We start from the raw sequence: 21,145 nt of genomic DNA on the forward strand, positions 1-21,145 counted from the left end.
ACGGCGTGAGTTCTCGCCGACCTGGCACGAGCCCCGAACCGTCAGAAGAGGGGCCAGGGCACCGCGGGCATGTGGCCGCGCGGCGCGGGGAAGATCGGGTTGGCCCGCAGGCGCTCGACGCGGGCGGTGAACGCGGCGATCTCCCGCTGCTGCAGGAGGTCGCCGAGCGTGTCGGCCAGGCCGCCGGACGTGAGGCCTGCCAGCACCCGATCGAGGCCGGCGACCTCGTCGTCGCGGAGCCCCTCGCCGAGCCAGCCCCAGAGGACGGTGCGGAGCTTGTGCTCCTCGTGGAAGGTGAGGCCGTGGTCGACCCCATGCCGGTGGCCGCCCGGCATCTCGAGGATGTGCGCGCCCTTGCGGTCGGCGTTGTTGACGACGACGTCGAAGACGGCCATGCGGCGCAGCGCGGTCGAATCCTCGTGGATCAGAGCGACCGACCTGTCGAACTCGTCGCTTCCGTCGAAGACGTGGCGCCACCCCTCGTCGGGCACGAGCGCGGAGTCGACGAGGTCGACGGCGTCCTGGTCGGGGTCGATGTCTTGCCACAGCTGCACCATGCCGAGGCCGAGCGGGCCCTCGCGCAGCCAGGTGCGGGGCACGATGTTCCAGCCGAAGGCCTCCGAGACGACGTACGCGGCCACCTCGCGGTGGGCGAGGTCGCCGTCGGGGAAGTCCCAGAGCGGCTTCTCGCCGGCGATCGGCTTGTAGACGACCTCGATCCCGCCGATCGTGCCGAGGAACGTGGCGTTCGACGCGGTGGGGATGCGACCGGTGATCTCGAGCGCGCCGTGGTCGAGCTCGGCCGCCGGCTGCATCAGAAGTCGCCGGGCTCGACGCAGACGTGCCCCTCGGGGTCCATGGGCTGGCCGCACAGCGGACACAGCGGACGGCCTGCGCCCACGATCTCGAGGGTCCGCTTGGCGAACGCCCGGGCCGTGCCGACGGGGATCCGCACCTGCATCATCTCGGCCGGCTCGGTCTCGGCGTCGATCTCATCGACATCGTCGTCGCTGTCGTCGACCGGGTAGGCCTCGATGACGACCTGCGACGTCGTGACGTCCCAGCCCAGGGTCATCGCCCCGGTGCGGAACTGCGAGTCGACGGGCTGCTCGAGCGGTTCGTTGTCGACGAGCTCGACGGGGGTGCCGGACGGGACGCTGAACGGGTTGCCCTCATGGGCCATCAGGTCGTCGAGGATCTCGTCGATCTTCTCGGCGAGGACCGCGGACTGCTCCTTCTCGAGAGCGACGCTGACGACGCGGCGGCCGTCCTTCGCCTGGAGGTAGAAGGAGCGCGAACCGGGGTGGCCCACCGTCCCGACGATCAGTCGGTCTGGCCAGTCGAACCCGTGGACGATGGTAGGCATGCGCTTATTCTACGAGCGTCGGGCGGGGTCTTCCCGGGTGTTTGCGAGGCTGGCGCTGCGTGCATCGGACGCCGCCGTCGCCGGGTGCGGGCCCGCCGTTTCGGCACGGCCCCGCCGTCGCGCGGTACGGCCCCCGCCGGATCGGCACGGCACCGCCGGTCTGCGGCGCGGCCCCGCCGAATCGGCACGGCCCCGCCGTCGCGTCAGAGGGACTTTGCCGAAACGGCGGGGATGCCGCGTCTCGCAACTCGGCGCAGAAGCCGAACGCGAGGGTTCAGGCGCCGCCGCCGACCGCCGCATCGGCCGCAGGCGCCGCCGTCTTCGCCAGCCACGACAGGTCGCCCGAATCGGTGTTCGTCGCGATGACGTCGGGCCGGTTCGCGCCGTAGCGGATGATCGACACCGACGCCGGGCCGACGTTGATGCGCTGGAAGAGGTCGAGGTGCATGCCCAGCGCATCGGCCAGGATCGACTTGATGATGTCGCCGTGACTGATCGCCGCCCACGCCGCACCCGGCCCGAACTCGGCCTCGAACGCGGCGTCGTGCTTCCGGATCGCCGCTACCGCACGCGCCTGCATCGTCGGCAGCGACTCGCCGCCCGGGAAGACCGCGGCCGACGGCTGCGACTGGACGACCTTCCAGAGGTCCTCCTTGGCGAGCTCCGCGAGCGTGCGCCCCTGCCAGTCGCCGTAGTCGCACTCCGTGATCGCGCGTTCGATGAGCGCGGGAGGGCTGCCCTCCTGGGCATCGCGCAGGAACTTGGTCGTCTGGCGGCACCGCTCCAGCGGACTCGACACCGTCGCCACCAGCGGAACCGCCGCCAGCCTCTCGGCTGTGCGCGCGGCCTGACGCCGCCCGGTGTCGTCGAGCCGGACGCCGGCGGTGCGCCCGGCCAGCACCCCCGACGCGTTCGCGGACGTGCGTCCATGCCGGACGAGTATCACTGTGGCCATGCGGAGGGCGTGGGATTCGAACCCACGAGACATTTCTGCCCACTTGTTTTCAAGACAAGCTCCATCGGCCGCTCGGACAGCCCTCCCGGCGTGCGAACACGCGGGTTCGCAGCCTCTGCGAGTGTATCGGACGCGTGATGTGGCGCGTCCTCTGGCAAGGACGACGTGTGCGTGACGAAGGATTCGACGGCGAATCTGCGACGCCCACTAGGAGAACGCCGCCGGGGTGCGACGCTGACGAGGACGTCTACCCCAGGCGTCCTTATGAAGCGGCGCGACGAGCACGCTCGCGACGCGACGCGAGGCGCACGCTCGCGCGGCGTACAAGCGCTACAGCGTCGCCAGCACCGCGGCGAGCCCGTCCTCCACGTCCGAGCCGGTCCGCTCGGACGCCGCCTCGAGCACGTCGTCGGGCGCCTGCCCCATCGCGACACCGCGGCCGCCGCGCGCGGCCCACGCGAGCATGTCGATGTCGTTGCGCCCGTCGCCCACGGCCATGACGCGCTCGGCCGGGATGTCGAGCCACGTGCGGACGCGCTCCAGCGCCGTGGCCTTGGTCACGCCGAAGGGCGCGATGTCGAGCCAGGCCGTCCAGCCGACGTTGTAGCTGACCTTGTGCAGGCCCATGCTCTCGACGATCTCGAGGAACTCGTCGAGGCTGTGCGACGGCGACATGACGACGACGCGGGTCGCCTGGACACCGCAGAGCTCGTCGAAGCTCGCCTCGCGGCTCGTCGGAGTGAGGGCGATCTCGGGGAACGCCCCGAGGTAGAGCATGTTGCCGTGGGCATCCTCGACGGCGTAGCCGGCGCCCTCGAGGCGGCCGTTGATCGTCGTGAGGACATCGGTGGGGTCGAACTCCTCGACGAAGACCGTCGAGTAACCACTGGCGGCAGTGTCATCGCGCCCGAGCGTCATCGCACCGTTCGACGAGACCACGTAGTCGGACTCCAGGCCGAGCCGCTCCATGACGGGCAGCGTCATCGCGACCGAGCGGCCCGTGGCGATCATGACCTCGTGGCCCTCGCCGCGCAGGCGGCGGATCTCGCCGGCGACCGCATCGCTGATCTGGCCACCCTCGGTCATGATCGTGCCGTCGACGTCGAGCGCGACGAGCCAGGCGTCGTCTCGGCGCGGAGCAGGGGACCGCGTCACGGCGGGGGTGGAGGAGGTCACGCGACGGGCTCCATCACTTCGAGGCCGCCGAGGTAGGGGCGGAGGGCTGCGGGCACGACGACCGAGCCGTCGGCCTGCTGGTGCGTCTCGAGGATCGCGACGAGCCAGCGCGTGGTGGCCAGCGTGCCGTTCAGCGTGGCGACCGGCGCCGTCTTGCCCGACTCGGTGCGGTAGCGGGTGTCGAGGCGGCGGGCCTGGAACGTCGTGCAGTTCGAGGTCGACGACAGCTCGCGGTAGGTACCCTGCGTCGGAACCCAGGCCTCGATGTCGAACTTGCGGGCCGCGCTCGAGCCGAGGTCGCCGGCAGCCACGTCGATGACGCGGTAGCTGAGCTCGCACGCCTGGATCATGGCCTCCTGGTACGACACGAGCTTGTCGTGCTCGGCCTCGGCCTGATCGGGGTGCACGTACGTGAACATCTCGAGCTTGTTGAACTGGTGCACGCGCAGGATGCCGCGGTTGTCCTTGCCGGCGGCACCGGCCTCGCGGCGGTAGCAGGTCGACCAGCCGGCGTAGCGGATCGGGCCCTCCGACACGTCGACGATCTCGTCGGCGTGGTAGCCGGCGAGCGCGACCTCGCTCGTGCCGGTGAGGTAGAGGTCGTCAGCCGGGAGGTAGTAGATCTCGTCGGAGTGGGCGCCGAGAAATCCGGTGCCGGCCATGATCTCGGGGCGGACCAGCGTCGGCGTGATGAGCGGCGTGAAGTCTTCGGCCATGGCCTTGTCGAGCGCCATGTTCATGAGCCCGAGCTCGAGGCGGGCGCCCACGCCTCGCAGGAAGTAGAAGCGCGAGCCCGACACCTTCGTGCCGCGCTTGATGTCGATGGCGCGGAGCTTCTCGCCGAGGTCGGCGTGGTCGAGCGGCTCGAAGTCGAACTCGCGGGGCTCGCCGTGCGTGCGCAAAGTGACGAAGTTCTCCTCGCCGCCGGCCGGCACCCCGTCGATGATCGGGTTGGCGATGGCGCGGATCGCCGCGTCGAAGGCCTCGTCGGCGGCGGTCGACGCGGCCTGCGCCTCTTTCACCCTGGCGGCGAGCAGCTGGGCCTGGGCGACGAGCTGCTTCTTCTCGTCTTTAGGCGCCTTGGCCACGGTCTTGCCGAAGGCGTTCTGCTCGGCGCGGAGGTCTTCGTAGGACGCGATCGCGGCCCGGCGGCTGACGTCGGCCGCGACTGCGACGTCGACGACCTCGGTGGAGTCGCCGCGCGCCGCCTGGCTCGTCTTGATGAGGTCGGGGGCGTCGCGGAGCAGCTGGGGATCGATCACCCCGCCAGTCTAAGGAATACCGGCCGCGAGTCGCCTCCGCCCGTCAGGCCTGTGGAGAACGCCGCTCGACGACTGCGTTAACACGCCCGCCACACACGCGCGGTCCGCGTCGAATACGGTTGGCCCATGAGCACCCCGTCCTCCCCGCCCGCCGAGAGGGATGCCCCCGAGGCCGCCGCCGCCGCTCCCAAGACCGCGGCCGTCGTCTACAACCCGATCAAGGTGTCGCTCGCCGACATCAAGAAGTCGGTCCGCCGTCACCAGAACAAGGCGGGCTGGAACGAGACGCTCTACTACGCCACCAGCATCGAAGACCCGGGCGGCGGCGTCACCCGCCAGGCCGTCGAGGCCGGGGCCGACGTGGTCATCGCCGCCGGCGGCGACGGCACCGTGCGCAACGTCGCCGAGGCGCTGCGGGGTTCCACGACGGCGCTCGGCCTCCTGCCGTCGGGCACCGGCAACCTGCTCGCCCGCAACCTCAAGCTCAGCCTCGACCACCTCGACAACGCGATCTCGACCGTCTTCCACGGCGTCGAGCGCAAGATCGACCTCGGCGTCGTCGACATCGAGAACCCCGACGGCACGCGCGACCGCAGCGTCTTCGTGGTGATGGCCGGGCTCGGGCTCGACGCCCAGATGCTCGCCAACACGAACGACACCCTCAAGAAGCGCATCGGCTGGCTCGCCTACGTCGACGCCATCGCCCGGAGCCTCCGCGACAACAACAGCATGAACATCCGCTACGACCTCGACCACTCGGGCCGCAAGTCGATGAAGACCCACACGATCATCCTGGGCAACTGCGGGCTGCTCCCCGGCAACCTGATGCTGCTGCCCGACGCGGCAATCGACGACGGGGTGTTCGACATCGTCGCCCTCCGCCCCGAACGCAAGATCGACTGGGTCGGCATCTGGCTCAAGATCGTGTGGGAGAACGGCATCCTCCGCCGCAGCCGAGCGGGCCGCCAGGTCATGAGGCTCGCGCCCGACCTCAAGACCGTCCGCTACATGAAGGGCTCCGAGATCGTCGTCCGCCTCGAATCCCCCCAGGACTTCGAGCTCGACGGCGACTCGCACGGCATGGCGGTCGCCATCCGAGCCTGGGTCGACCCGCTGGCCCTCCGAGTGCGCGTCCCCGCCTAGAACCCCGCGGGCGCAGGAACTGCCGCCGGGCTCGCCCGCCGCCCGCCTGCATCCACCCGCCGCCGGGCTCGCCCGCCCCGCGCCTACCCGTCGCCGGGCTCGCCCGCGACCAACCCGCGAAGCCAGTCGCGCGCCTCGACGAAAGCGGCGTTGTCGTAGCGCGGCGTCACCGTGACCGCCTTGTGGTCGGCCCGCGGGTACGACCCGAGGAACATCACGCTCGGGCTGAACCGCTTGAGGCCGAGCAGGGCGTCGGCGACCCGCTCGTCGAGGATGTGGCCGTCGAGGTCGATCACGAAGCGGTACCGGCCGAGCGCGTCGCCGATGGGTCGCGACTGGAGCAGGCTCATGTTGATGCCGCGCGTCGCGAACTGCTCCAGCATGTCGAGCAGCCCTCCAGCGCGGTTGTCGGGCAGCTCGGCGATGATCGTCGTCTTGTCGGACCCGGTCGCCGCTGGCACCGCCGAGGCCCGGCCGACGAGCACGAAGCGCGTGACGGCGTTGGAGTTGTCGCCGATGTTCCGCGCGAGCACCTCGAGCGGGTAGTGCTCGGTGATGCCGAGGGGCGCGACGGCCGCGTCGGCGAGAACCCCGACGATCGCCTCACCCGGCGCCGGCGGGAGGAGGGCAGCGGCCGCAGCCACGTTGGAGGTGGCCGGGAGGTGACCGTGCTCGGGCAGCGTGCTGTCGAGCCACCGGCGCGACTGGGCGTACGCGACCGGGTGGGCGTTGACGACCTTGACCTCCGCGAGGGACGTACCCGGCCGCGCGACGAGCTCGAAGTCGACCTTGACGAGGTACTCGCCGAGGATCCGCAGGCCGGGCACGTTCGCCAGGGCGTCCTGCGTCGCGCTCACGCCGCCGTCGACGGAGTTCTCGATCGCGATCATCGCGGCGACGCTGCGCCCGGCGACGACGTCGGCCAGGGCCTCGCCCACGTTGTTGACGCTGCGCCAGGTCTTCCCGGCGGCCTCCGGCACCTGCTTGAGGGCCGCCTCGGTGAAGGTGCCCGCCGGGCCGAGATAGCTGTACGTGGTCTCGGGGCGGGCGCCGGCGTGCTCTGACATGGCTCAGAGCCTAGGGCAGGCGCACCCTCCTCCTCGCTGGCCCGCCTCGCCTGTGGACAACTTCGACGCGGTTCTCCGCCAGGTGCCACTATGAGTCTCATGACCGATCGCGCCGGCACCTACGCCACCCCCGCTGACCTCATCGACCCCGAGGCAGTCACATCCGCCTACTACTCGCTGACCCCCGACGTCACCGACCCGTCGCAGAAGGTCGTGTTCGGCACGTCCGGCCACCGCGGCTCGTCGCTCGACTCGGCCTTCAACGAGGCGCACATCGCGGCGATCACGCAGGCCATCGTCGAGTACCGCACCGGTCAGGGCATCACAGGCCCGCTGTTCATCGGCCGCGACACCCACATCCTCTCGGGCCCTGCCGAGCGCACCGCCCTCGAGGTCCTCGCGGGCAACGGCGTGAAGGTCCTCGCCGACGCCGAGAACGGCTACGTGCCCACCCCCGTGGTGAGCCACGCGATCCTCGTCTACAACAACGATCCCGCCCACACCGAGCAGGCCGACGGCATCGTGGTGACGCCCAGCCACAATCCCCCTCGTGACGGCGGCTTCAAGTACAACCCCCCGCACGGCGGTCCGGCTGACAGCGACGCCACGTCGTGGATCGCCAACCGCGCCAACGAGATCATCGCCGGCGGCAACGTCGAGGTGAAGACGAGCGACGTCAGCCCCGGCCGCTACGACTTCCTGCGCCGCTACGTGCTCGACCTCGCCAACGTGATCGACTTCGACGCCATCAAGAAGGCCGGCATCAAGATCGGTGCCGACCCGCTGGGCGGCGCGAGCGTCGAGTACTGGGCCGCCATCCGCGACGCCTACGGCCTCGACCTCACGGTCATGAACCCCGGCGTCGACCCGACCTGGCGCTTCATGACGCTCGACTGGGACGAGAAGATCCGGATGGACCCTTCGAGCGCCTCCGTCATGGCGAGCGTCGTCGAGCGCAAGGGCGAGTTCGACATCGTCACGGGCAACGACGCCGACGCCGACCGCCACGGCATCGTGACCCCCGACGGCGGCCTCATGAACCCCAACCACTATCTTGCCGTCGCCATCGACTACCTCTACAGCCACCGCCCCGAGTGGCGCTCCGACGCCGCCATCGGCAAGACGCTGGTGTCGTCGTCGATCATCGACAAGGTCGCCGACTCGCTGGGCCGTCGCCTCTGGGAGGTCCCGGTCGGGTTCAAGTGGTTCGTACCCGGGCTGGTCGACGGCAGCGTCGCCTTCGGCGGTGAGGAGTCGGCCGGCGCGTCGTTCCTGCGTCGCGACGGTTCCGTCTGGACCACCGACAAAGACGGCATCATCCTCGCCCTCCTCGCCAGCGAGATCCTCGCCGTCACAGGCAAGTCTCCGTCGGTGCTGTACGCCGACCTGACCGAGAGGTTCGGCGCTCCGGTCTACCAGCGCATCGACGCCGCCGCCTCCAAAGAGCAGAAGGCACGACTCGGCAAGCTCAGCGGCGACGACATCACGGCCACCGAGCTCGCCGGCGACCCGATCGTCGCGAAGCTCAGCGAGGCCCCCGGCAACGGCGCCGCGGTCGGCGGCGTGAAAGTCGTCACCGAGAAGGCGTGGTTCGCCGCCCGCCCGTCGGGCACCGAAGACGTCTACAAGATCTACGCCGAGTCGTTCGAGGGCCCGGAGCACCTGAAGCGCGTCCAGGAGGAGGCGAAGACGATCGTCGACGCCGCGCTCGGCGCCTAGCTGTTCGAGCACCGCACGATTCAGTGCAGACGGCCCCACTCGCCGCGGCCTGTGGGGCCGTCTGCGTGCGGGGCCGTCGGCATGCGGCGCGAGCGGCGGGTCAGGGCTGCGCCGCCCACCACTCCGTGATCGTGGCGGCGACGCCGCGGGCCTGCTGCTCGCGCATGGCCAGGCCGTAGTCGGTGCTCATCGCGCCGGCGATCTTCACGGCGAGGGCGGTGTCGCGGACGCCGTGGCCGAGCTCGATGAGGATCGGCCGCACCAGGTCGTCGTACTCGCCGTCGTCGGTGCGGCCGGGGGCGACCCCGACAGGGTCCCAGGCCCACAGGATGGCAGCCAGCTCGAGCTCGAGGGCGGTGAAGCGGCTGCGGTCGGAGTTGGACGGGCTGGCGGTGCGCATCCGGACAGTCTGCCGTACGGGGTGGCGCAGTTCCTGCGCCCGGAGACACGGCGAGCCCCTCCGAATCGGCTCACCCCCGCCGTTCACACGGAGGGAGCGAGCCGATCTGGCGGGGCTGGCGCGGCGGGCACGCCGATACGACGGGGCTGGCCCGCCGGCCCGGGGCCAGCACGCGCCCCGCCCCTACTTGCCGGTGATCTTGCCCGGGTTGAAGTTGCGCTTCGGGTCGGCGGTGTCGAGCATTCCCTGCATCAGCGCGAGGCCGGGTGCCGAGACGTCGGCGGCCATCCACGGGGCGTGCTCGAGGCCGACTCCGTGGTGGTGCGAGACGGTGCCGCCCTCGGCGATGAACGCGTCTTGGATCGCCTTCTTGACGACGTCGTACTGCTCGAGCGGCTGGTCGCCGTGCTCGAACGCGAACGTGAAGTACAGGCAGGCGCCCGAGTGGTACGAGTGCGACAGGTGCGCCATGATCAGGCCCTGCACGCCGATCTTCTCGAAGGCGCGGTTCGCCGACGCGTACACGCCGTTGTAGAGCGGAAGCAGCTTCGACCAGGGGGCGCTCGTCTCCGAGACGTCGGCTGCGCCGCCGTGGTCGAGGAAGAAGTCGCGCAGGTAGGGAGTGTCGAACTTCTTCTGGTCGTAGAGGACGCCTGGGCCCTTGCCGACGCCGAAGCCGCCGTGCTTCCGGACGATCTTCGAGACGAGCTTCTCGTTGATGGCGACGTGCTCCTCGGAGCCCTCATAGCCGATGAACGACAGGCAGATCTTCGAGAGGTCCCAGCCCTTAAGCTTCATGAACCGCTGCACGCCCTGGTTGAGGAGGGAGGAGATGCCCTTGCTCGCCTTCGACGTGGCCAGCGACATCTCGGTCTCGAACTCGTTCGAGACGCGGGTGATCGACGGGTTGGCGTCGCTCTCCGAGATCGCCTGCATGGCCGCGAGGCCGGCCTCCCAGGTCGGGAAGAAGTAGGCGAGGATCTCGCGCTTCTCGGGGAGGCGGTGCACCTGGACGGTGACCTCGGTGATGACGCCGAGACGGCCCTCGGAGCCGATGATCATCTCGCGGAGCGACGGGCCGGTCGAGGCCGACGGCACGGCGCGGATGACGACGACGCCGTCGGGGCGAACCAGGCGGAGGCCCTTGGTCAGGTCGGCGATGTCGCCGAACTTGTCGGACTGCATGCCCGATGAGCGAGTCGCGACCCAGCCGCCGAGGGTGGAGTGCGTGAAGCTGTCGGGGAAGTGCCCCATCGTCCAGCCCTTGGCGTTGAGCTGCTCCTCGATGTCGGGCCCCTGGGCACCGGCCTGGATGCGAGCCAGGCGGCCGTCCTCGTCGATGTCGAGCACACGGTCGAGGCGCCCCATGTCGAGCGAGAGCACGATGCGGTCCTCGCCGGGCATCGGCTCCAGCGCGCCGACGATGTTGCTGCCGCCGCCGAAGGGGATGAGCACGAGGTCGTGCTCGACGCAGAGCTGGACGATCTTGGCGATCTCGGACTCGGTGGCCGGGTAGACGACCGCGTCGGGCACGCGCGGGAAGATGCCGTTGCGGATCTTGATCAGGTCGCGGATGCTCTTGCCGTACGTGTGGACGACGCGCTCCATGTCGCCGAGCACGACGTGGCCTTCGCCGACGATGAGCGACAGGGCCGACGAGACCTCGGCGGTGATCCTCGAGCCGGGGATGTCGAGCTCGTCGAACGACGGGGCGGCGGTGACGGCGGCCGAGTTGAGGTCGACGCCGACCATCTTCTTCACGAACGGCGCGAACGCGGGCTTGTCTTCGTGGTGGAAGGCGACGCCGTCGACGCCCCAGCCCCACCACTTCATGTGCTTGACGTCGGGACCGTCTTCGGCGGCCGAGGCCTGTCGGGGCTTGAGGTCGGTCACGGGCGGGCTCCTTTGGACGGCGAGAGGGTGCGGCCCAGGATATCGGCCGAGTACTGGTTTCTGATGCGCAGGATCTCCTCGCGGAGCCGATTCGAGAACGCGATCGCGGTCTCGTCGGGCTCCGGCCGCATCGGGTCGCCGAACGCGACGCCGACGGGAAGCCGGCCCGGGCGGGGCCAGTGGGCCCCACGCGGATGCGCGATGTTGGCGCCGATCAGGGCGAGCGGGACGATCGGGACGTCGCAGGCCGCTGCGAGGCGGGCGGCTCCGGGCTTGAACGGGCCCATCTCGCCGTCTTTCGACCGCGTGCCCTCGGGGAACACCAGGACGGGGAACCCGCGGCTGAGCAGCGAGGCGGCGCTGACGGCCGCGTCGGCGTGCTTCGACGGCTTCGCACCGGCTCGGCGTCCGCGCTGGATCGGGAACGCGTTGAAGAACAGGGAGGTGAGGCCGCGACGCCACCAGACGTCGAAGAAGTAGTCGGCCGCGGCTCCGGTCGCGAGGTAGCGCGACAGCTTGCGCGGGAGAGCGCCGACGATGAGCGGCGCGTCCAGGTGGCTGGAGTGGTTGGCGATGAGCACGAAGCCGCCCTCGAGGCCCTTAAGCCGCTCGCGCCCGATCACGGTCACGTCGGTGATCGACCAGATGGTCGGCTTCATGAGCCAGCGCTGGGCCACGTAGCGCGCGGACGCGTGCCGCCGGCTGTTGAAGCGGTCGCGGACGTCGGCCGCGCCCTCGCCCAGGCGCACCTTCACATCGGCGGCGCCCTCGCTGACCCGGACCTTGACGTCGGCGGCGCTCTCGCTCACTCGGCCGGCGACGTCAGCCGCGACGGCGCCCAGCTTCGACGCGGCGTCGTCGTGCTTGTCGGCCTTCTCGACCTTGTCGCTCTTCGGTTCGTCCACGATCACGCCTCCACGGATTTCTTCCTGCTGGACGAGATGGCTCCCGACACCTTGCGGACTGCGCTCTTGGGTGCGTGACGCAGCAACCCGACCAGCACTCGGTACCGAACGGTGGGTATGGAGATCACTCTGCCCCTGTCGACGTCGCGCAAGCACGCGGTGACCAGTTGTTCGGCGTCGAGCCAGAGGGAGTTTGGAATGCTGGTCGTCCGGATAGCGGCTCGCTGATGGAACTCCGTGCGAACCCAGCCGGGCAGGACGGCCGTGACGGTCACGCCGGTTCCGTCCAGCTCGACGGCGAGGCCCTCGGAGAACGACGTCACCCACGCCTTGATCGCGGAGTAGGCGCCCATCGCGAGCAGGCCGGCCGTCGACGACACGTTGATGATGCGGCCCGTTCCGCGACCGCGCATGGACCGTGCCGCAGCACCCGAGAGCACCAGCACCGCACGGCACATCACCTCGAAGCCGAGGTCGAGTCCGGCGACGTCGCGCGACGTCAACGGGATGTGCATGCCGAAGCCGGCATTGTTCACGAGCACGTCAACGGGACGGTCGTCGTCTTCGAGTCGCGAAGCCACCCGGTCGACGTCGTCGCGGTTCGCGAGGTCGGCGGGGAAGACCTCGACGGAGCGGCCGATGCCGCGGATTTCCGTCGCCATGGAGGCGAGCCTCACCTCGTCTCGAGCGACGAGAACGAGGTCGTATCCCTTGTGTGCGAGCTGGCGGGCGAATTCGGCTCCGATGCCGGACGTGCCCCCGGTCACGAGCGCTACAGCCATGCCGCTTACGATACGGTGCCTACGGGCAACTTCGTGCATCGACCATTGCTCAGTACCGCTCCGGAGGCAAACGCTCATGACCACGAGTCCTGACCCGCAGGTCGCACGGCCGTTCGACATCCGCGAGTTCACGCGCACGGCTCAGGGCAACTTCCGGTCCGAGCTCGACCTGGCCTCGTACGAGTCCGAGCCCCTCTCAGCGCAGGAACTCGAGTTCCTGCGCTACGCCGCCAGGCTCGAAGCCGCCACGATGGAGCACCTCCGCAACCTCCTCGTGACAGCGACCCACAAGGACGCCCGGGTCACCGCGTTCCTCGTCACCTGGGCCTTCGAGAAGTTCTGGATGGCCGACGCCCTGGACGCCGTCCTGGAGGCTCACGGCCTCCCCCGCACCCGGACCGTCCCCGAGGGGGCACCCCGCAGGAGCGCCGACGAGGCGATCCAGCGTTCCGGCCCCATCCGCCGAGCCCTCGCGGCCGTCGGGCTCGGGACTCCGATCGTGGCCGTCCACATGACGGTCGGCCTGATCGACGAGTGGATACTCCGAGCGGCATACGACCACCTGCGCGAGACGACGACGTCGTCCGCGCTGCGCGACACGATCGGCAGGATCCAGATCATCAAGACCAGGCACGAGGCGTTCTTCGCCGACGAGACCGACTGGCGGCTCCGCGACTCCAAGGCGGCCGTCCGGCGCGCCAGGGCCGCCCTCCTCACGGCCGCCTGGCCGATCGGCGGCGTCGAGCGAGCCGCCGTCGACCGCGACATGTTCGAGACGTTCGTCTTCGGCGGGACCGGGGGCGCCGCCCGCGCGGAGTCGATCGGCACGCGCGTCGCCGCCCTGCCCGGCATGGACGCCCGCATGGGCTCCGTCACGGCGAAGAAGCTCCTGCCGTGAGCGCCGCCGTCACCGCCTTCCCCGAGCTTCAGACCGACCTCGGCGACGCCCACGTCTTCCTGACGGGCGGGACGGGCTTCGTCGGCCAGGCCATCCTCGAGCGGCTCCTCGCCTCGCACCCGGAGACGACCGTCTCGCTGCTGATCCGGACCAAGGGCAGCACGTCCGGCGTCGACCGTCTGCGGCACATGCTCCGGAAGCCCGTCTTCAAGTCGTGGCGCGACTCGGTCGGCGAGGCCGAGGTCGAGCGTGCCGTCACCGAGCGGCTCCGCGTGCTCGAGGGCGGGCTCGACTCCGTCCCGGCTCTGCCGAAGGACATCGACCTCGTCATCCACAGCGCGTCGAGCGTGTCGTTCGACCCGCCCATCGATCAGGCGTTCGAGACCAACGTCGGCGGCGCGGTCGGCCTCTACGAGGCACTGCTCGCGGCCGAGATCGACCCGCACGTCGTGCACGTCTCCACCGCGTACGTCGGCGGCCTCCGCAAGGGCATCTTCCCCGAGGCGTCGCTGACGCACGACGTCGACTGGCGCGCCGAGTTCGACGCCGCACGCGGCGCCCGCTCGCGCGTCGAGCTCGCCTCGCGCCAGCCCGAGGTGCTCCGCCGGTTCATGGCGGAGGCCCGGGCCAAGCACGGCAAGGAAGGCCCTCTGGCCGTCTCCCGTGAGGCGGAGTCGCGCCGCGTCGACTGGGTGAAGGCGAAGCTGGTCGACCACGGCCGCACACGTGCCGAGAGCCTGGGCTGGACCGACGTCTACACGCTGACGAAGGCCTTCGCCGAGCGCGCCGCCGAGCAGATGTGGGCGGCTGCGGGCCACCGGCTCTCGTTCGTGCGCCCCGCCATCGTCGAGAGCGCTCTCCGCCACCCGTACCCGGGCTGGATCGACGGCTTCAAGGTCGCCGACCCGCTGATCATGGCCTACGGCCGAGGCATGCTCCCCGAGTTCCCGGGCGTCCCCGACTCCGTCCTCGACGTCGTGCCCGTCGACTTCGTCGTCAACGTGATCGTCCTGGTGGCCGCGAACCCGGCCCCGGCGGGCGAACCGCAGTTCTTCCATGTGTCGTCGGGGGCCAGCAACCCGCTACCGATCCACCGCATGTTCACCAACCTCAGCATGTTCTTCACGGCGCATCCGGTGCCGACGCCCGACAGCGGCGACATCGCGGCGGCCACCTGGCGCTTCCCCGGCGGCCGCAAGGTCGAGCGGGCCGTGCGCCTTCGGGCCCGGATCAACGACGCGCGCGAGTCGCTCTTCATCCGGATGCCCTCGACGACGCGCACCCGAGAAGCGCTGGCCTCGGTCGACCGCCGTCGCAGCGACCTCGAGTCGCTGCAGAGCCTGACGGACCTCTACCGCCACTACATCCAGTCCGAGATCATCTTCGACGACACCCGCACCAAGGCCCTCCAGGCCGCGATCGTAGCGACCCAGACGCCCGAGAAGGCTCTCGACATCGGCTTCGACATGACCGACATCCAGTGGGAGGACTACTTCCAGGGCGTCCACTTCCCCGCCGTCACCACGATGACGCGCGCGTTCAGCGTGCGACCTGCCACGTCGGCGCCGGCAGCCGAGCCGGTGCTGCCGCAGCGGAGCGACGTCGTCGCCGTGTTCGACCTCGAGGGCACGGTCGTCGACTCGAACCTCGTCGAGCAGTACCTCTGGGTGCGCGGCAGCGGGTTCGGCAAGGCGGCCTGGCCGGGCGAGGTGGCGAGCCTGCTGGCGGCGCTGCCGGGGTACCTGCGGGCAGAGCAGCGGGATCGCGCCGAGTTCATCCGCGCGTTCCTGCGCCGCTATGAGGGCATGCCCGTCAGCCGCCTCGAGGAGGTCGTCGCCAAGAGCTTCGGTCAGACGCTCCTCAAGAGCACGATGCCCGCCGCGATTGAGCGGATCGCCGCCCACCGCGCTGCCGGCCACCGCACGGTGCTCGTCACCGGATCGATCGGGACTCTCGTCGAGCCCCTCGCGAACCTGTTCGACGAGGTCGTCGCAGGCACCATGCATGCCCGCGACGGCATATTCACCGGGTACCTCGCGAAGCCTCCGGTGGTGGGTGAGGCCAGGGCCGCCTGGCTGCGCCAGTACGCCGCTCTGAACGGCCTCGACCTGAGTGCCTCCTATGGATACGGTGACAGCCATTCCGACCTCGTCTGGCTCGAGATGGTCGGAAATCCCAGTGCCGTGAACCCCGATGCCAATCTCTCGCGGGAGGCGCTCCGAAGAAGGTGGAGAATCCGCGATTGGAAGCGCGGGCCGATCGAGCTAATCTCTAAGGACGCGTAGAAGTCTGCGCGCGCCGTCGAGGCGGCAGACCCGAAGGGAGTGGGAGAGGCTATATGCCTCTTCCGACATGTAATGGCATTCGATATCGACAAGTACGCTGCCGGCTCTGAGCGCCTGGGCTGGGACGACCTCGATCTCGAGCACTTCCGCCAGAACCCCCTCTCTCCCGAGACGCTCCGCACTCTGCGCTACATGGCCGACGTCGAGTACCACACCGTCTGCTACACCCGAGACCTCCTCACCACGCCGTCGCACAAGGACGGCGACATCTCGACGTTCATGACGATGTGGAACCGCGAGGAGTTCTGGCATGGCGAGGCCCTGGGCGCTGTCCTCGAGGTCCACGGCATCACGGTCGACTACGACGCTCTCCGCGCCTCCCGCCTCAAGCTGGGCTGGCGCGACCGCCTCGACCCGATCAAGCAGTCCATGCTCGGCAAGATCGTCGGCAGCGACTTCGTGGCCGTCCACATGTCGTGGGGCGCCGCCAACGAGTGGTCCGCCGTCAGCGCGTACAAGCGAATGGCCGACCTCGAGACCGATCCCGTGCTCGGCGAGCTGCTGCGCCGCATCGCCAAGCAGGAGACCCGCCACGTCGCGTTCTACGTGTCGCAGGCCCGCGAGCGCCTGCAGAAGAGCAAGCGCGCCCAGAAGCTCACGCGCCTCCTCCTCTCGAAGTTCTGGGCCCCCGTCGGCTCGAGCATCATGGAGCGCGACGACGTGCAGTTCGTGTTCGGCCAGATCATGAGCGGCGTCGAAGGCCGCAAAGAGATGAAGAAGCTCGACAACAACATCGCCAGCCTCCCCGGCATGCAGGGGCTCACCATCTTCGAGAAGGCGCTCGACGGGCTCGGCGTCGCCGCGTAGCGAGTTATCCCCAGGCGCGCACCGTCGCGGTTCCGGCCGCGATGCGTCCGGTAGCGTCGAGGCATGAGCGAGGGCGATTCGCGGCAGGAACCAGACGTGGCTGAGCCACGCCGCCGCTTCCGCCCGCCCGTCGCAGGCCTCGTCGCCGGCGGCCTCGCGCTGCTCATCGCACTCGGGAGCGCCCTCGGCAGCGCCCTCGTCTTCACCGGCCCGCGCCGCACGTTCGGCGTGCTGCCCAGCCCGAAGCCGCTCGTCCAGACCCCGCCGCCGGCCGCCGTGGCGACGGGCACTCCGCCGCCGATCGCGACGGGCAGCCGCCCCGACCTCGGCTGGATCGTCATCCTCGTGCTGTGCCTGGTGGGCGCGTTCCTGGTATTCGTGGTCGTCCGCTACGTGCTGCGACGACTGCGCGACCGCCAGCGCGGCGGCCCGGGCGGTCTCGGCGATGAGGCGCTCGACCTCCTCGGCGACGACCCGTCGGTCGAGACGAGCGCCCCGTACCTCCGGCGGGGGCTCCGACGCGCACTCGACGTGCTCGACGGAGACCGGGAGCCCGGCGACGCGATCGTGCAGGCCTGGCTCGGCCTGCAGGAGGCCGCGGAGGACGCCGGGTACCGCCGGCTGGAGTCCGAGACCCCGACCGAGTTCACGAGCCGCATCCTGGAACGGACGGGAGTCGACGGGTCCGCCCTCGCCACCCTCCGACGCCTGTACCTGGCCGTCCGGTTCGGCGACGCCGTCTCGACGGCGCGGGACGTGGCCGCCGCGCGCGCGGCCCTGCAGACCCTCGACGCCCAGTGGGCCGCCGCCGACGCGGAGGCCGCGCCGTGAGGGCGCTGCTCCGTCCGCCGCTGCGGGTGCCGGCGATCCTGGTCGCCGTCGCCGCGCTCGTCGTCGGCGGGATCGTCTGGTTCTTCGGCGTCGAACCGCTGCCGGCGTCGCTGGTGAGCCTGGCCGTGTTCGCCGTCGGCGTGACCTGGATCTCGGTCCAGGAGGGCGACAGGGCCGAGTGGCCGCGCCCGGTCGTCCGGCGCACGCCCGGTGCCCGGCGCGACCTCGAGCGCCTCGGCTGGGCGATGAAATCGCACGGCGGCATCCACGAGAAGACGCTGTCCCGAGTCCGCGAGGCGGCCCGGCATCGCCTGCTGTTCCTCTACGGGCTCGACCTGTACGACCCCGACGACCGGGCTCAGATCGAGGCGATCCTCGCACCGCCCGTCGTCCGCACGCTGATGACGCCGCGGAGGTCGCACCTCGACCTCGTGTCGTTCACCCGGCTGATGAATGCCGTCGAGGCGCTCGGCAGGGAACCCGCTTCGGGCCCGGCAGCCGCTCCCAGCAGCGCACCCGATCCAGGCGGCGCACCCGCTTCCGACCCCGCACCCACCGAGAGGCACCCGTGACCACGACTTCCCCCGACGCGCAGCTCTCCATCGCCGAGGTCGCCGACCTCAGCCGACGAATCCTCGACGAGGTCGGCCGCCTCGTCGTCGGCATGCGCGACCCGCTCGAGCTCGCCCTCGCGAGCATCCTGGCCGGCGGTCACGTCCTGTTCGAAGACGTCCCAGGCCTCGGCAAGACGCTCGCGGCGCGCAGCATCGCGCAGGCCACCGGGCTCGACTTCCGGCGCCTCCAGTGCACGCCCGACCTGCTGCCCGCCGACATCACCGGCTCGTTCCTCTACGCGCCCAAGACCTCGGAGTTCGTCTTCCGCCCCGGGCCGGTCTTCACGGGCCTCTTCCTGGCCGACGAGATCAACCGCACCTCGCCCAAGACCCAGTCGGCGCTTCTCGAGGCGATGGCCGAGGGCCAGGTGACCGTCGAGGGCCAGAGCTTCCCGCTGCCGAAGCCGTTCCACGTCATCGCGACCTCGAACCCCATCGAGTACGAGGGCACGTACGCGCTGCCCGAGGCGCAGCTCGACCGCTTCATGGTGCGCCTCTCGGTCGGCTACCCCACGCGGCAGGGCGAGCAGGCCGTGCTGCTCAACCGCGTCGACCGTCGCCGCGAGGTCGGCTCCGTCGAGGCCGTGATCAGCCCCGAGACGCTGCTCGCGATGCAGAACACCATCGAGACCGTGCACGTCGACCCCGACATCGCCCTCTACTGCGTCGACCTCGTCACTGCCACTCGCGGCCACCGCGACATCCAGGTCGGCGCTTCGCCCCGCGGCGCCCAGGGCCTCATGCTCGTCGGTCGCGCCCGCGCCGTCATGGACGGCCGCGACTTCGTCGCCCCCGAGGACATCAAGGCGGCCGCGGTCCCCGTGCTCGCCCACCGCGTCTCGCTGACCCCGCAGGCCTGGGCCAACGGCGTCGACTCGGCCGGCGTGATCCGGGGAATCGTCGGACAGGTCGCGGGCCCGCCCGCCGTCGGCGAGGGCGCGCCGGCGGTCGCCGCGCGCCCGTGACCGAGGCCGAGCCTCCGTCGGGGGCGACCTCGCCGACCGGCGCGCAGTCCTCCGGCGGAGTCGGCACGCCTGCGAGAGGCGAGCGTGATCCGGGTGCGGGAGGGGCGGTCGACCAGACCTCGGCGGCGCCGCGCTGGGCGGTCACCCCGCCCGTGCTCTTCGGCGCCGGCGCCGCCGTGCTGCTGGCGGCCCTCGGACTCGTCACCACGCACGCCGAGTTCGCCCTGCTGGCGCTCCCGCTGTTCGTGGCGGTGGCGCTTGGGGCTGACGCGCGGCCGCGGCGCGGGGCCGCGGTGACGGTCCGCACGTTCCTGCGCCCTGATGCCGACTCGTCGGGGGTGGCCTATCGCATCGGCTTCGATCTGCCCGAGGGGGCCGAGAGCGTCGCCGTGCTGCTGGAGGCCGCCGACGACACGACGCACCGCTTCGCCGTCGACCGCGACACCGCCGCGCGGCTGATCGGCACGATCCCTGTCGCCCACTCCGGCCCGCAGGAGATCGTGCGCATGCACTACTCGGTGCTGGGTGCCCGCGGCACGGCCGTCTCGTCGCCGGAGCCCGGGCCCGTGAGCTCGCGCGTCGTACCGCCGCCGCGCCTCCGGATGGAGAACCTGCCGCTGCCCCTCCGCGTCGTCGGCATCACCGGCGCCCACGGCTCGGCGACGCCGGGAGACGGCGGGGAGTTCCGCGATGTCGCCCTGTTCACGCCCGGCGATCGGCTGCGGCGCATCGACTGGAAGGCCACGGCTCGCCGAGCAACCCTCGAGGGCGAGCTCTACGTGCGCCGCACCTTCTCGACCGCCGACGCCATCGTGATGCTCGTCATCGACGACCGCGACGACGTCGGCGCCGACATCACCCGCTGGTCGGGCGCGCGCGGCACGGTCGCCACGGCGACGTCGCTCGACCTGGCCCGGGAGGCCGCGTTCTCGCTCGCGGCCGCCTACCTGGCCGCCGGCGACCGGGTCGGCCTGCGCGACCTCGCCGGCACCGCCCGCGCGGTCGAGCCGGGCGGCGGCACGCGGCACCTGGAACGCCTGCAGAAGACCATCGCGACGGCGGCCCCCACGGGCGAGCCGGTCCGGTCCGTGCGCACGCCGCTCGTGCCGGCCTCGTCGCTGGTCGTCGTGCTGTCGACCTTCCTCGACGAGCAGGCCGCGACCATGGCGATCACCTGGGCCTCCACCGGCCACCGGGTGCTCGCCGTCGACGTGCTGCCCGCCGCCGACATCTCCCGCACCACCCGCGAGGAGCGCACCGCCCACCAGCTGCTCATGCTCGAGCGCACCTACCGGCTCGACAGCATGGCCGCGTCGGGCGTGGAGCTGGTGCGGTGGGGCGAGCAGCCCGGCGTGCCGGTTCCAGCCGTGCAGCTGCGCATGCTCAGCCGCCCCCGGAGGATGCGATGACCCCCGGCTTCCCCGCGGTCGGCCGCACCGTCCCGGCCGCGGCCGTCACCGTCCTGATCGGCGTCGTCGGAGCCCTCGCGTCGCTCGTCGTGATCGGCGTCAGCGGCTGGCTCGTCGTCGCGCTCCTCCTCACGGTCGGAGCCGCCGCCCTGCCGCGCACGCCCTTCGCCGCCATCCTCAGCGTGATGCTGGGCCTCGCGCTCGTCATCGACGGCGACCTCGGCTACACGCCCGCGTTCGTCGTGCTCCTCGCAGCGATCCACCTCCTGCTCGTCGCCGGGCAGCTCGCCGCCTGGCTGCCGCTCCGTGCGCGCGTGCAGGTCGCCGTGCTCCGGCCGCCCCTCGTGCGCTACGTGCTCGTGCAGGTGGCGGCACAGGTCGTGGCGTTCGTCGTGCTCACCTTCGCGCGCCCTGTGCCGGGCTCCGCCCCGGGCGCGGGCGCCCTCTGGCTCGGCCTCGTCGGGGGTGTCGCCGCCGTGCTCCTGGCCGTCGCGGTGCTCATCCCCCTCCTCCTCCGCCCCACGCGCTGAGCGCGAGCGCGCGCTGACGCGCACGCGCACGCGCGCACGCGCGCACGCCGGCGAGGAGTCGCTGCTTGTCCTCAACCG

Annotated in this window: 20 protein-coding genes and 1 tRNA gene; 10 read left to right on the forward strand and 11 right to left on the reverse strand. The window is 71.0% G+C overall.

All coding sequences use genetic code 11. The annotated features are described in order from the left end of the window. Positions 1-41: 41 nt before the first annotated feature. From EDF46_RS07130 to serS, 6 genes are all read right to left on the reverse strand, one after another. Positions 42-815, reverse strand: a complete 774-nt coding sequence (locus EDF46_RS07130) for an SCO1664 family protein (RefSeq protein WP_123505580.1) — start codon at positions 813-815, stop codon at positions 42-44. Beyond that, positions 815-1,366, reverse strand: coding sequence for a DUF3090 domain-containing protein (locus EDF46_RS07135; protein ID WP_123505581.1), 552 nt, complete (start codon positions 1,364-1,366; stop codon positions 815-817). The genes EDF46_RS07130 and EDF46_RS07135 overlap by 1 nt, the downstream gene beginning before the upstream one ends. A 274-nt stretch (positions 1,367-1,640) precedes the next feature. Continuing rightward, complete coding sequence (locus EDF46_RS07140; protein ID WP_123505582.1) at positions 1,641-2,321, reverse strand: histidine phosphatase family protein; 681 nt, start codon at positions 2,319-2,321, stop codon at positions 1,641-1,643. A gap of 1 nt (position 2,322) precedes the next feature. Next, positions 2,323-2,407: transfer RNA gene (locus EDF46_RS07145), tRNA-Ser, on the reverse strand. Between the two features lie 244 nt (positions 2,408-2,651). Then, entirely contained in the window at positions 2,652-3,497 is an 846-nt protein-coding gene (locus EDF46_RS07150) for an HAD family hydrolase (RefSeq protein ID WP_233579919.1), read from the reverse strand. Further along, positions 3,494-4,759 carry a serine--tRNA ligase gene (gene serS / locus EDF46_RS07155; protein WP_123505583.1) on the reverse strand — a complete coding sequence of 422 codons (1,266 nt, stop codon included), beginning with the start codon at positions 4,757-4,759 and terminating at the stop codon, positions 3,494-3,496. The genes EDF46_RS07150 and serS overlap by 4 nt, the downstream gene beginning before the upstream one ends. A gap of 126 nt (positions 4,760-4,885) precedes the next feature. On the opposite strand from serS, the gene EDF46_RS07160 reads away from it, so the two are divergent. Beyond that, a complete protein-coding gene (locus EDF46_RS07160; RefSeq protein ID WP_123505584.1) occupies positions 4,886-5,902 on the forward strand; it encodes a diacylglycerol kinase family protein in 1,017 nt (338 codons plus the stop codon). 83 nt (positions 5,903-5,985) lie between these two features. Here EDF46_RS07160 and pheA read toward each other — a convergent pair whose 3' ends face one another. Beyond that, positions 5,986-6,969 (reverse strand): prephenate dehydratase, encoded by a 984-nt coding sequence (gene pheA / locus EDF46_RS07165; protein ID WP_123505585.1) that lies wholly within the window; start codon positions 6,967-6,969, stop codon positions 5,986-5,988. Between the two features lie 99 nt (positions 6,970-7,068). Between pheA and pgm the strand changes: the two genes are divergently transcribed. After that, the gene (gene pgm, locus EDF46_RS07170) at positions 7,069-8,688 is read left to right on the forward strand and encodes a phosphoglucomutase (alpha-D-glucose-1,6-bisphosphate-dependent) (protein WP_123505586.1); all 1,620 of its coding nucleotides are present in this window, start codon (positions 7,069-7,071) and stop codon (positions 8,686-8,688) included. Between the two features lie 100 nt (positions 8,689-8,788). Here pgm and EDF46_RS07175 read toward each other — a convergent pair whose 3' ends face one another. The 4 genes from EDF46_RS07175 to EDF46_RS07190 form a co-directional block, all read right to left on the reverse strand. Further along, the gene (locus EDF46_RS07175) at positions 8,789-9,088 is read right to left on the reverse strand and encodes a hypothetical protein (RefSeq protein WP_123505587.1); all 300 of its coding nucleotides are present in this window, start codon (positions 9,086-9,088) and stop codon (positions 8,789-8,791) included. 183 nt (positions 9,089-9,271) lie between these two features. Continuing rightward, complete coding sequence (locus tag EDF46_RS07180; protein ID WP_370454069.1) at positions 9,272-10,981, reverse strand: FAD-binding oxidoreductase; 1,710 nt, start codon at positions 10,979-10,981, stop codon at positions 9,272-9,274. After that, on the reverse strand, positions 10,978-11,886 hold the full coding sequence (locus EDF46_RS07185) for a lysophospholipid acyltransferase family protein (RefSeq protein ID WP_233579920.1): 909 nt from the start codon (positions 11,884-11,886) through the stop codon (positions 10,978-10,980). The genes EDF46_RS07180 and EDF46_RS07185 overlap by 4 nt, the downstream gene beginning before the upstream one ends. A gap of 2 nt (positions 11,887-11,888) precedes the next feature. Further along, the gene (locus tag EDF46_RS07190; protein ID WP_123505588.1) at positions 11,889-12,668 is read right to left on the reverse strand and encodes an SDR family oxidoreductase; all 780 of its coding nucleotides are present in this window, start codon (positions 12,666-12,668) and stop codon (positions 11,889-11,891) included. 76 nt (positions 12,669-12,744) lie between these two features. Between EDF46_RS07190 and EDF46_RS07195 the strand changes: the two genes are divergently transcribed. The 8 genes from EDF46_RS07195 to EDF46_RS07230 all read left to right on the forward strand — a co-directional run bounded on the left by EDF46_RS07195 (position 12,745) and on the right by EDF46_RS07230 (position 21,067). Further along, positions 12,745-13,566, forward strand: coding sequence for a hypothetical protein (locus EDF46_RS07195; RefSeq protein ID WP_123505589.1), 822 nt, complete (start codon positions 12,745-12,747; stop codon positions 13,564-13,566). Beyond that, positions 13,563-15,851, forward strand: a complete 2,289-nt coding sequence (locus tag EDF46_RS07200; RefSeq protein WP_123505590.1) for an HAD-IB family hydrolase — start codon at positions 13,563-13,565, stop codon at positions 15,849-15,851. Before EDF46_RS07195 ends, EDF46_RS07200 begins: the two co-directional genes overlap by 4 nt. Positions 15,852-15,923: 72 nt before the next feature. Then, positions 15,924-16,718 carry a ferritin-like domain-containing protein gene (locus tag EDF46_RS07205; RefSeq protein ID WP_123505591.1) on the forward strand — a complete coding sequence of 265 codons (795 nt, stop codon included), beginning with the start codon at positions 15,924-15,926 and terminating at the stop codon, positions 16,716-16,718. A gap of 96 nt (positions 16,719-16,814) precedes the next feature. Further along, complete coding sequence (locus EDF46_RS07210) at positions 16,815-17,549, forward strand: DUF4129 domain-containing protein (RefSeq protein ID WP_158614185.1); 735 nt, start codon at positions 16,815-16,817, stop codon at positions 17,547-17,549. After that, the gene (locus tag EDF46_RS07215; protein ID WP_148061163.1) at positions 17,546-18,121 is read left to right on the forward strand and encodes a hypothetical protein; all 576 of its coding nucleotides are present in this window, start codon (positions 17,546-17,548) and stop codon (positions 18,119-18,121) included. Before EDF46_RS07210 ends, EDF46_RS07215 begins: the two co-directional genes overlap by 4 nt. Continuing rightward, entirely contained in the window at positions 18,118-19,128 is a 1,011-nt protein-coding gene (locus EDF46_RS07220) for a MoxR family ATPase (protein WP_233579921.1), read from the forward strand. Before EDF46_RS07215 ends, EDF46_RS07220 begins: the two co-directional genes overlap by 4 nt. Next, entirely contained in the window at positions 19,125-20,537 is a 1,413-nt protein-coding gene (locus EDF46_RS07225) for a DUF58 domain-containing protein (RefSeq protein ID WP_123505594.1), read from the forward strand. The genes EDF46_RS07220 and EDF46_RS07225 overlap by 4 nt, the downstream gene beginning before the upstream one ends. Further along, positions 20,534-21,067 (forward strand): hypothetical protein, encoded by a 534-nt coding sequence (locus tag EDF46_RS07230; protein WP_123505595.1) that lies wholly within the window; start codon positions 20,534-20,536, stop codon positions 21,065-21,067. Before EDF46_RS07225 ends, EDF46_RS07230 begins: the two co-directional genes overlap by 4 nt. The last annotated feature ends 78 nt before the right edge of the window (positions 21,068-21,145 follow it).

This window comes from Frondihabitans sp. PhB188 (assembly GCF_003752365.1).
GTDB lineage: Bacteria > Actinomycetota > Actinomycetes > Actinomycetales > Microbacteriaceae > Frondihabitans.

What these genes read in the sequence shown, in the direction of transcription:
- EDF46_RS07195 (WP_123505589.1), top strand. Translation starts at nt 12,745, where the DNA reads ATGACCACGAGTCCTGACCCGCAGGTCGCACGGCCGTTCGACATCCGC.
- EDF46_RS07175 (WP_123505587.1), bottom strand. Translation starts at nt 9,088, where the DNA reads ATGCGCACCGCCAGCCCGTCCAACTCCGACCGCAGCCGCTTCACCGCC.
- EDF46_RS07160 (WP_123505584.1), top strand. Translation starts at nt 4,886, where the DNA reads ATGAGCACCCCGTCCTCCCCGCCCGCCGAGAGGGATGCCCCCGAGGCC.
- EDF46_RS07205 (WP_123505591.1), top strand. Translation starts at nt 15,924, where the DNA reads ATGGCATTCGATATCGACAAGTACGCTGCCGGCTCTGAGCGCCTGGGC.
- EDF46_RS07140 (WP_123505582.1), bottom strand. Translation starts at nt 2,321, where the DNA reads ATGGCCACAGTGATACTCGTCCGGCATGGACGCACGTCCGCGAACGCG.
- EDF46_RS07190 (WP_123505588.1), bottom strand. Translation starts at nt 12,668, where the DNA reads ATGGCTGTAGCGCTCGTGACCGGGGGCACGTCCGGCATCGGAGCCGAA.
- EDF46_RS07135 (WP_123505581.1), bottom strand. Translation starts at nt 1,366, where the DNA reads ATGCCTACCATCGTCCACGGGTTCGACTGGCCAGACCGACTGATCGTC.
- EDF46_RS07130 (WP_123505580.1), bottom strand. Translation starts at nt 815, where the DNA reads ATGCAGCCGGCGGCCGAGCTCGACCACGGCGCGCTCGAGATCACCGGT.
- pheA (WP_123505585.1), bottom strand. Translation starts at nt 6,969, where the DNA reads ATGTCAGAGCACGCCGGCGCCCGCCCCGAGACCACGTACAGCTATCTC.
- EDF46_RS07230 (WP_123505595.1), top strand. Translation starts at nt 20,534, where the DNA reads ATGACCCCCGGCTTCCCCGCGGTCGGCCGCACCGTCCCGGCCGCGGCC.
- pgm (WP_123505586.1), top strand. Translation starts at nt 7,069, where the DNA reads ATGACCGATCGCGCCGGCACCTACGCCACCCCCGCTGACCTCATCGAC.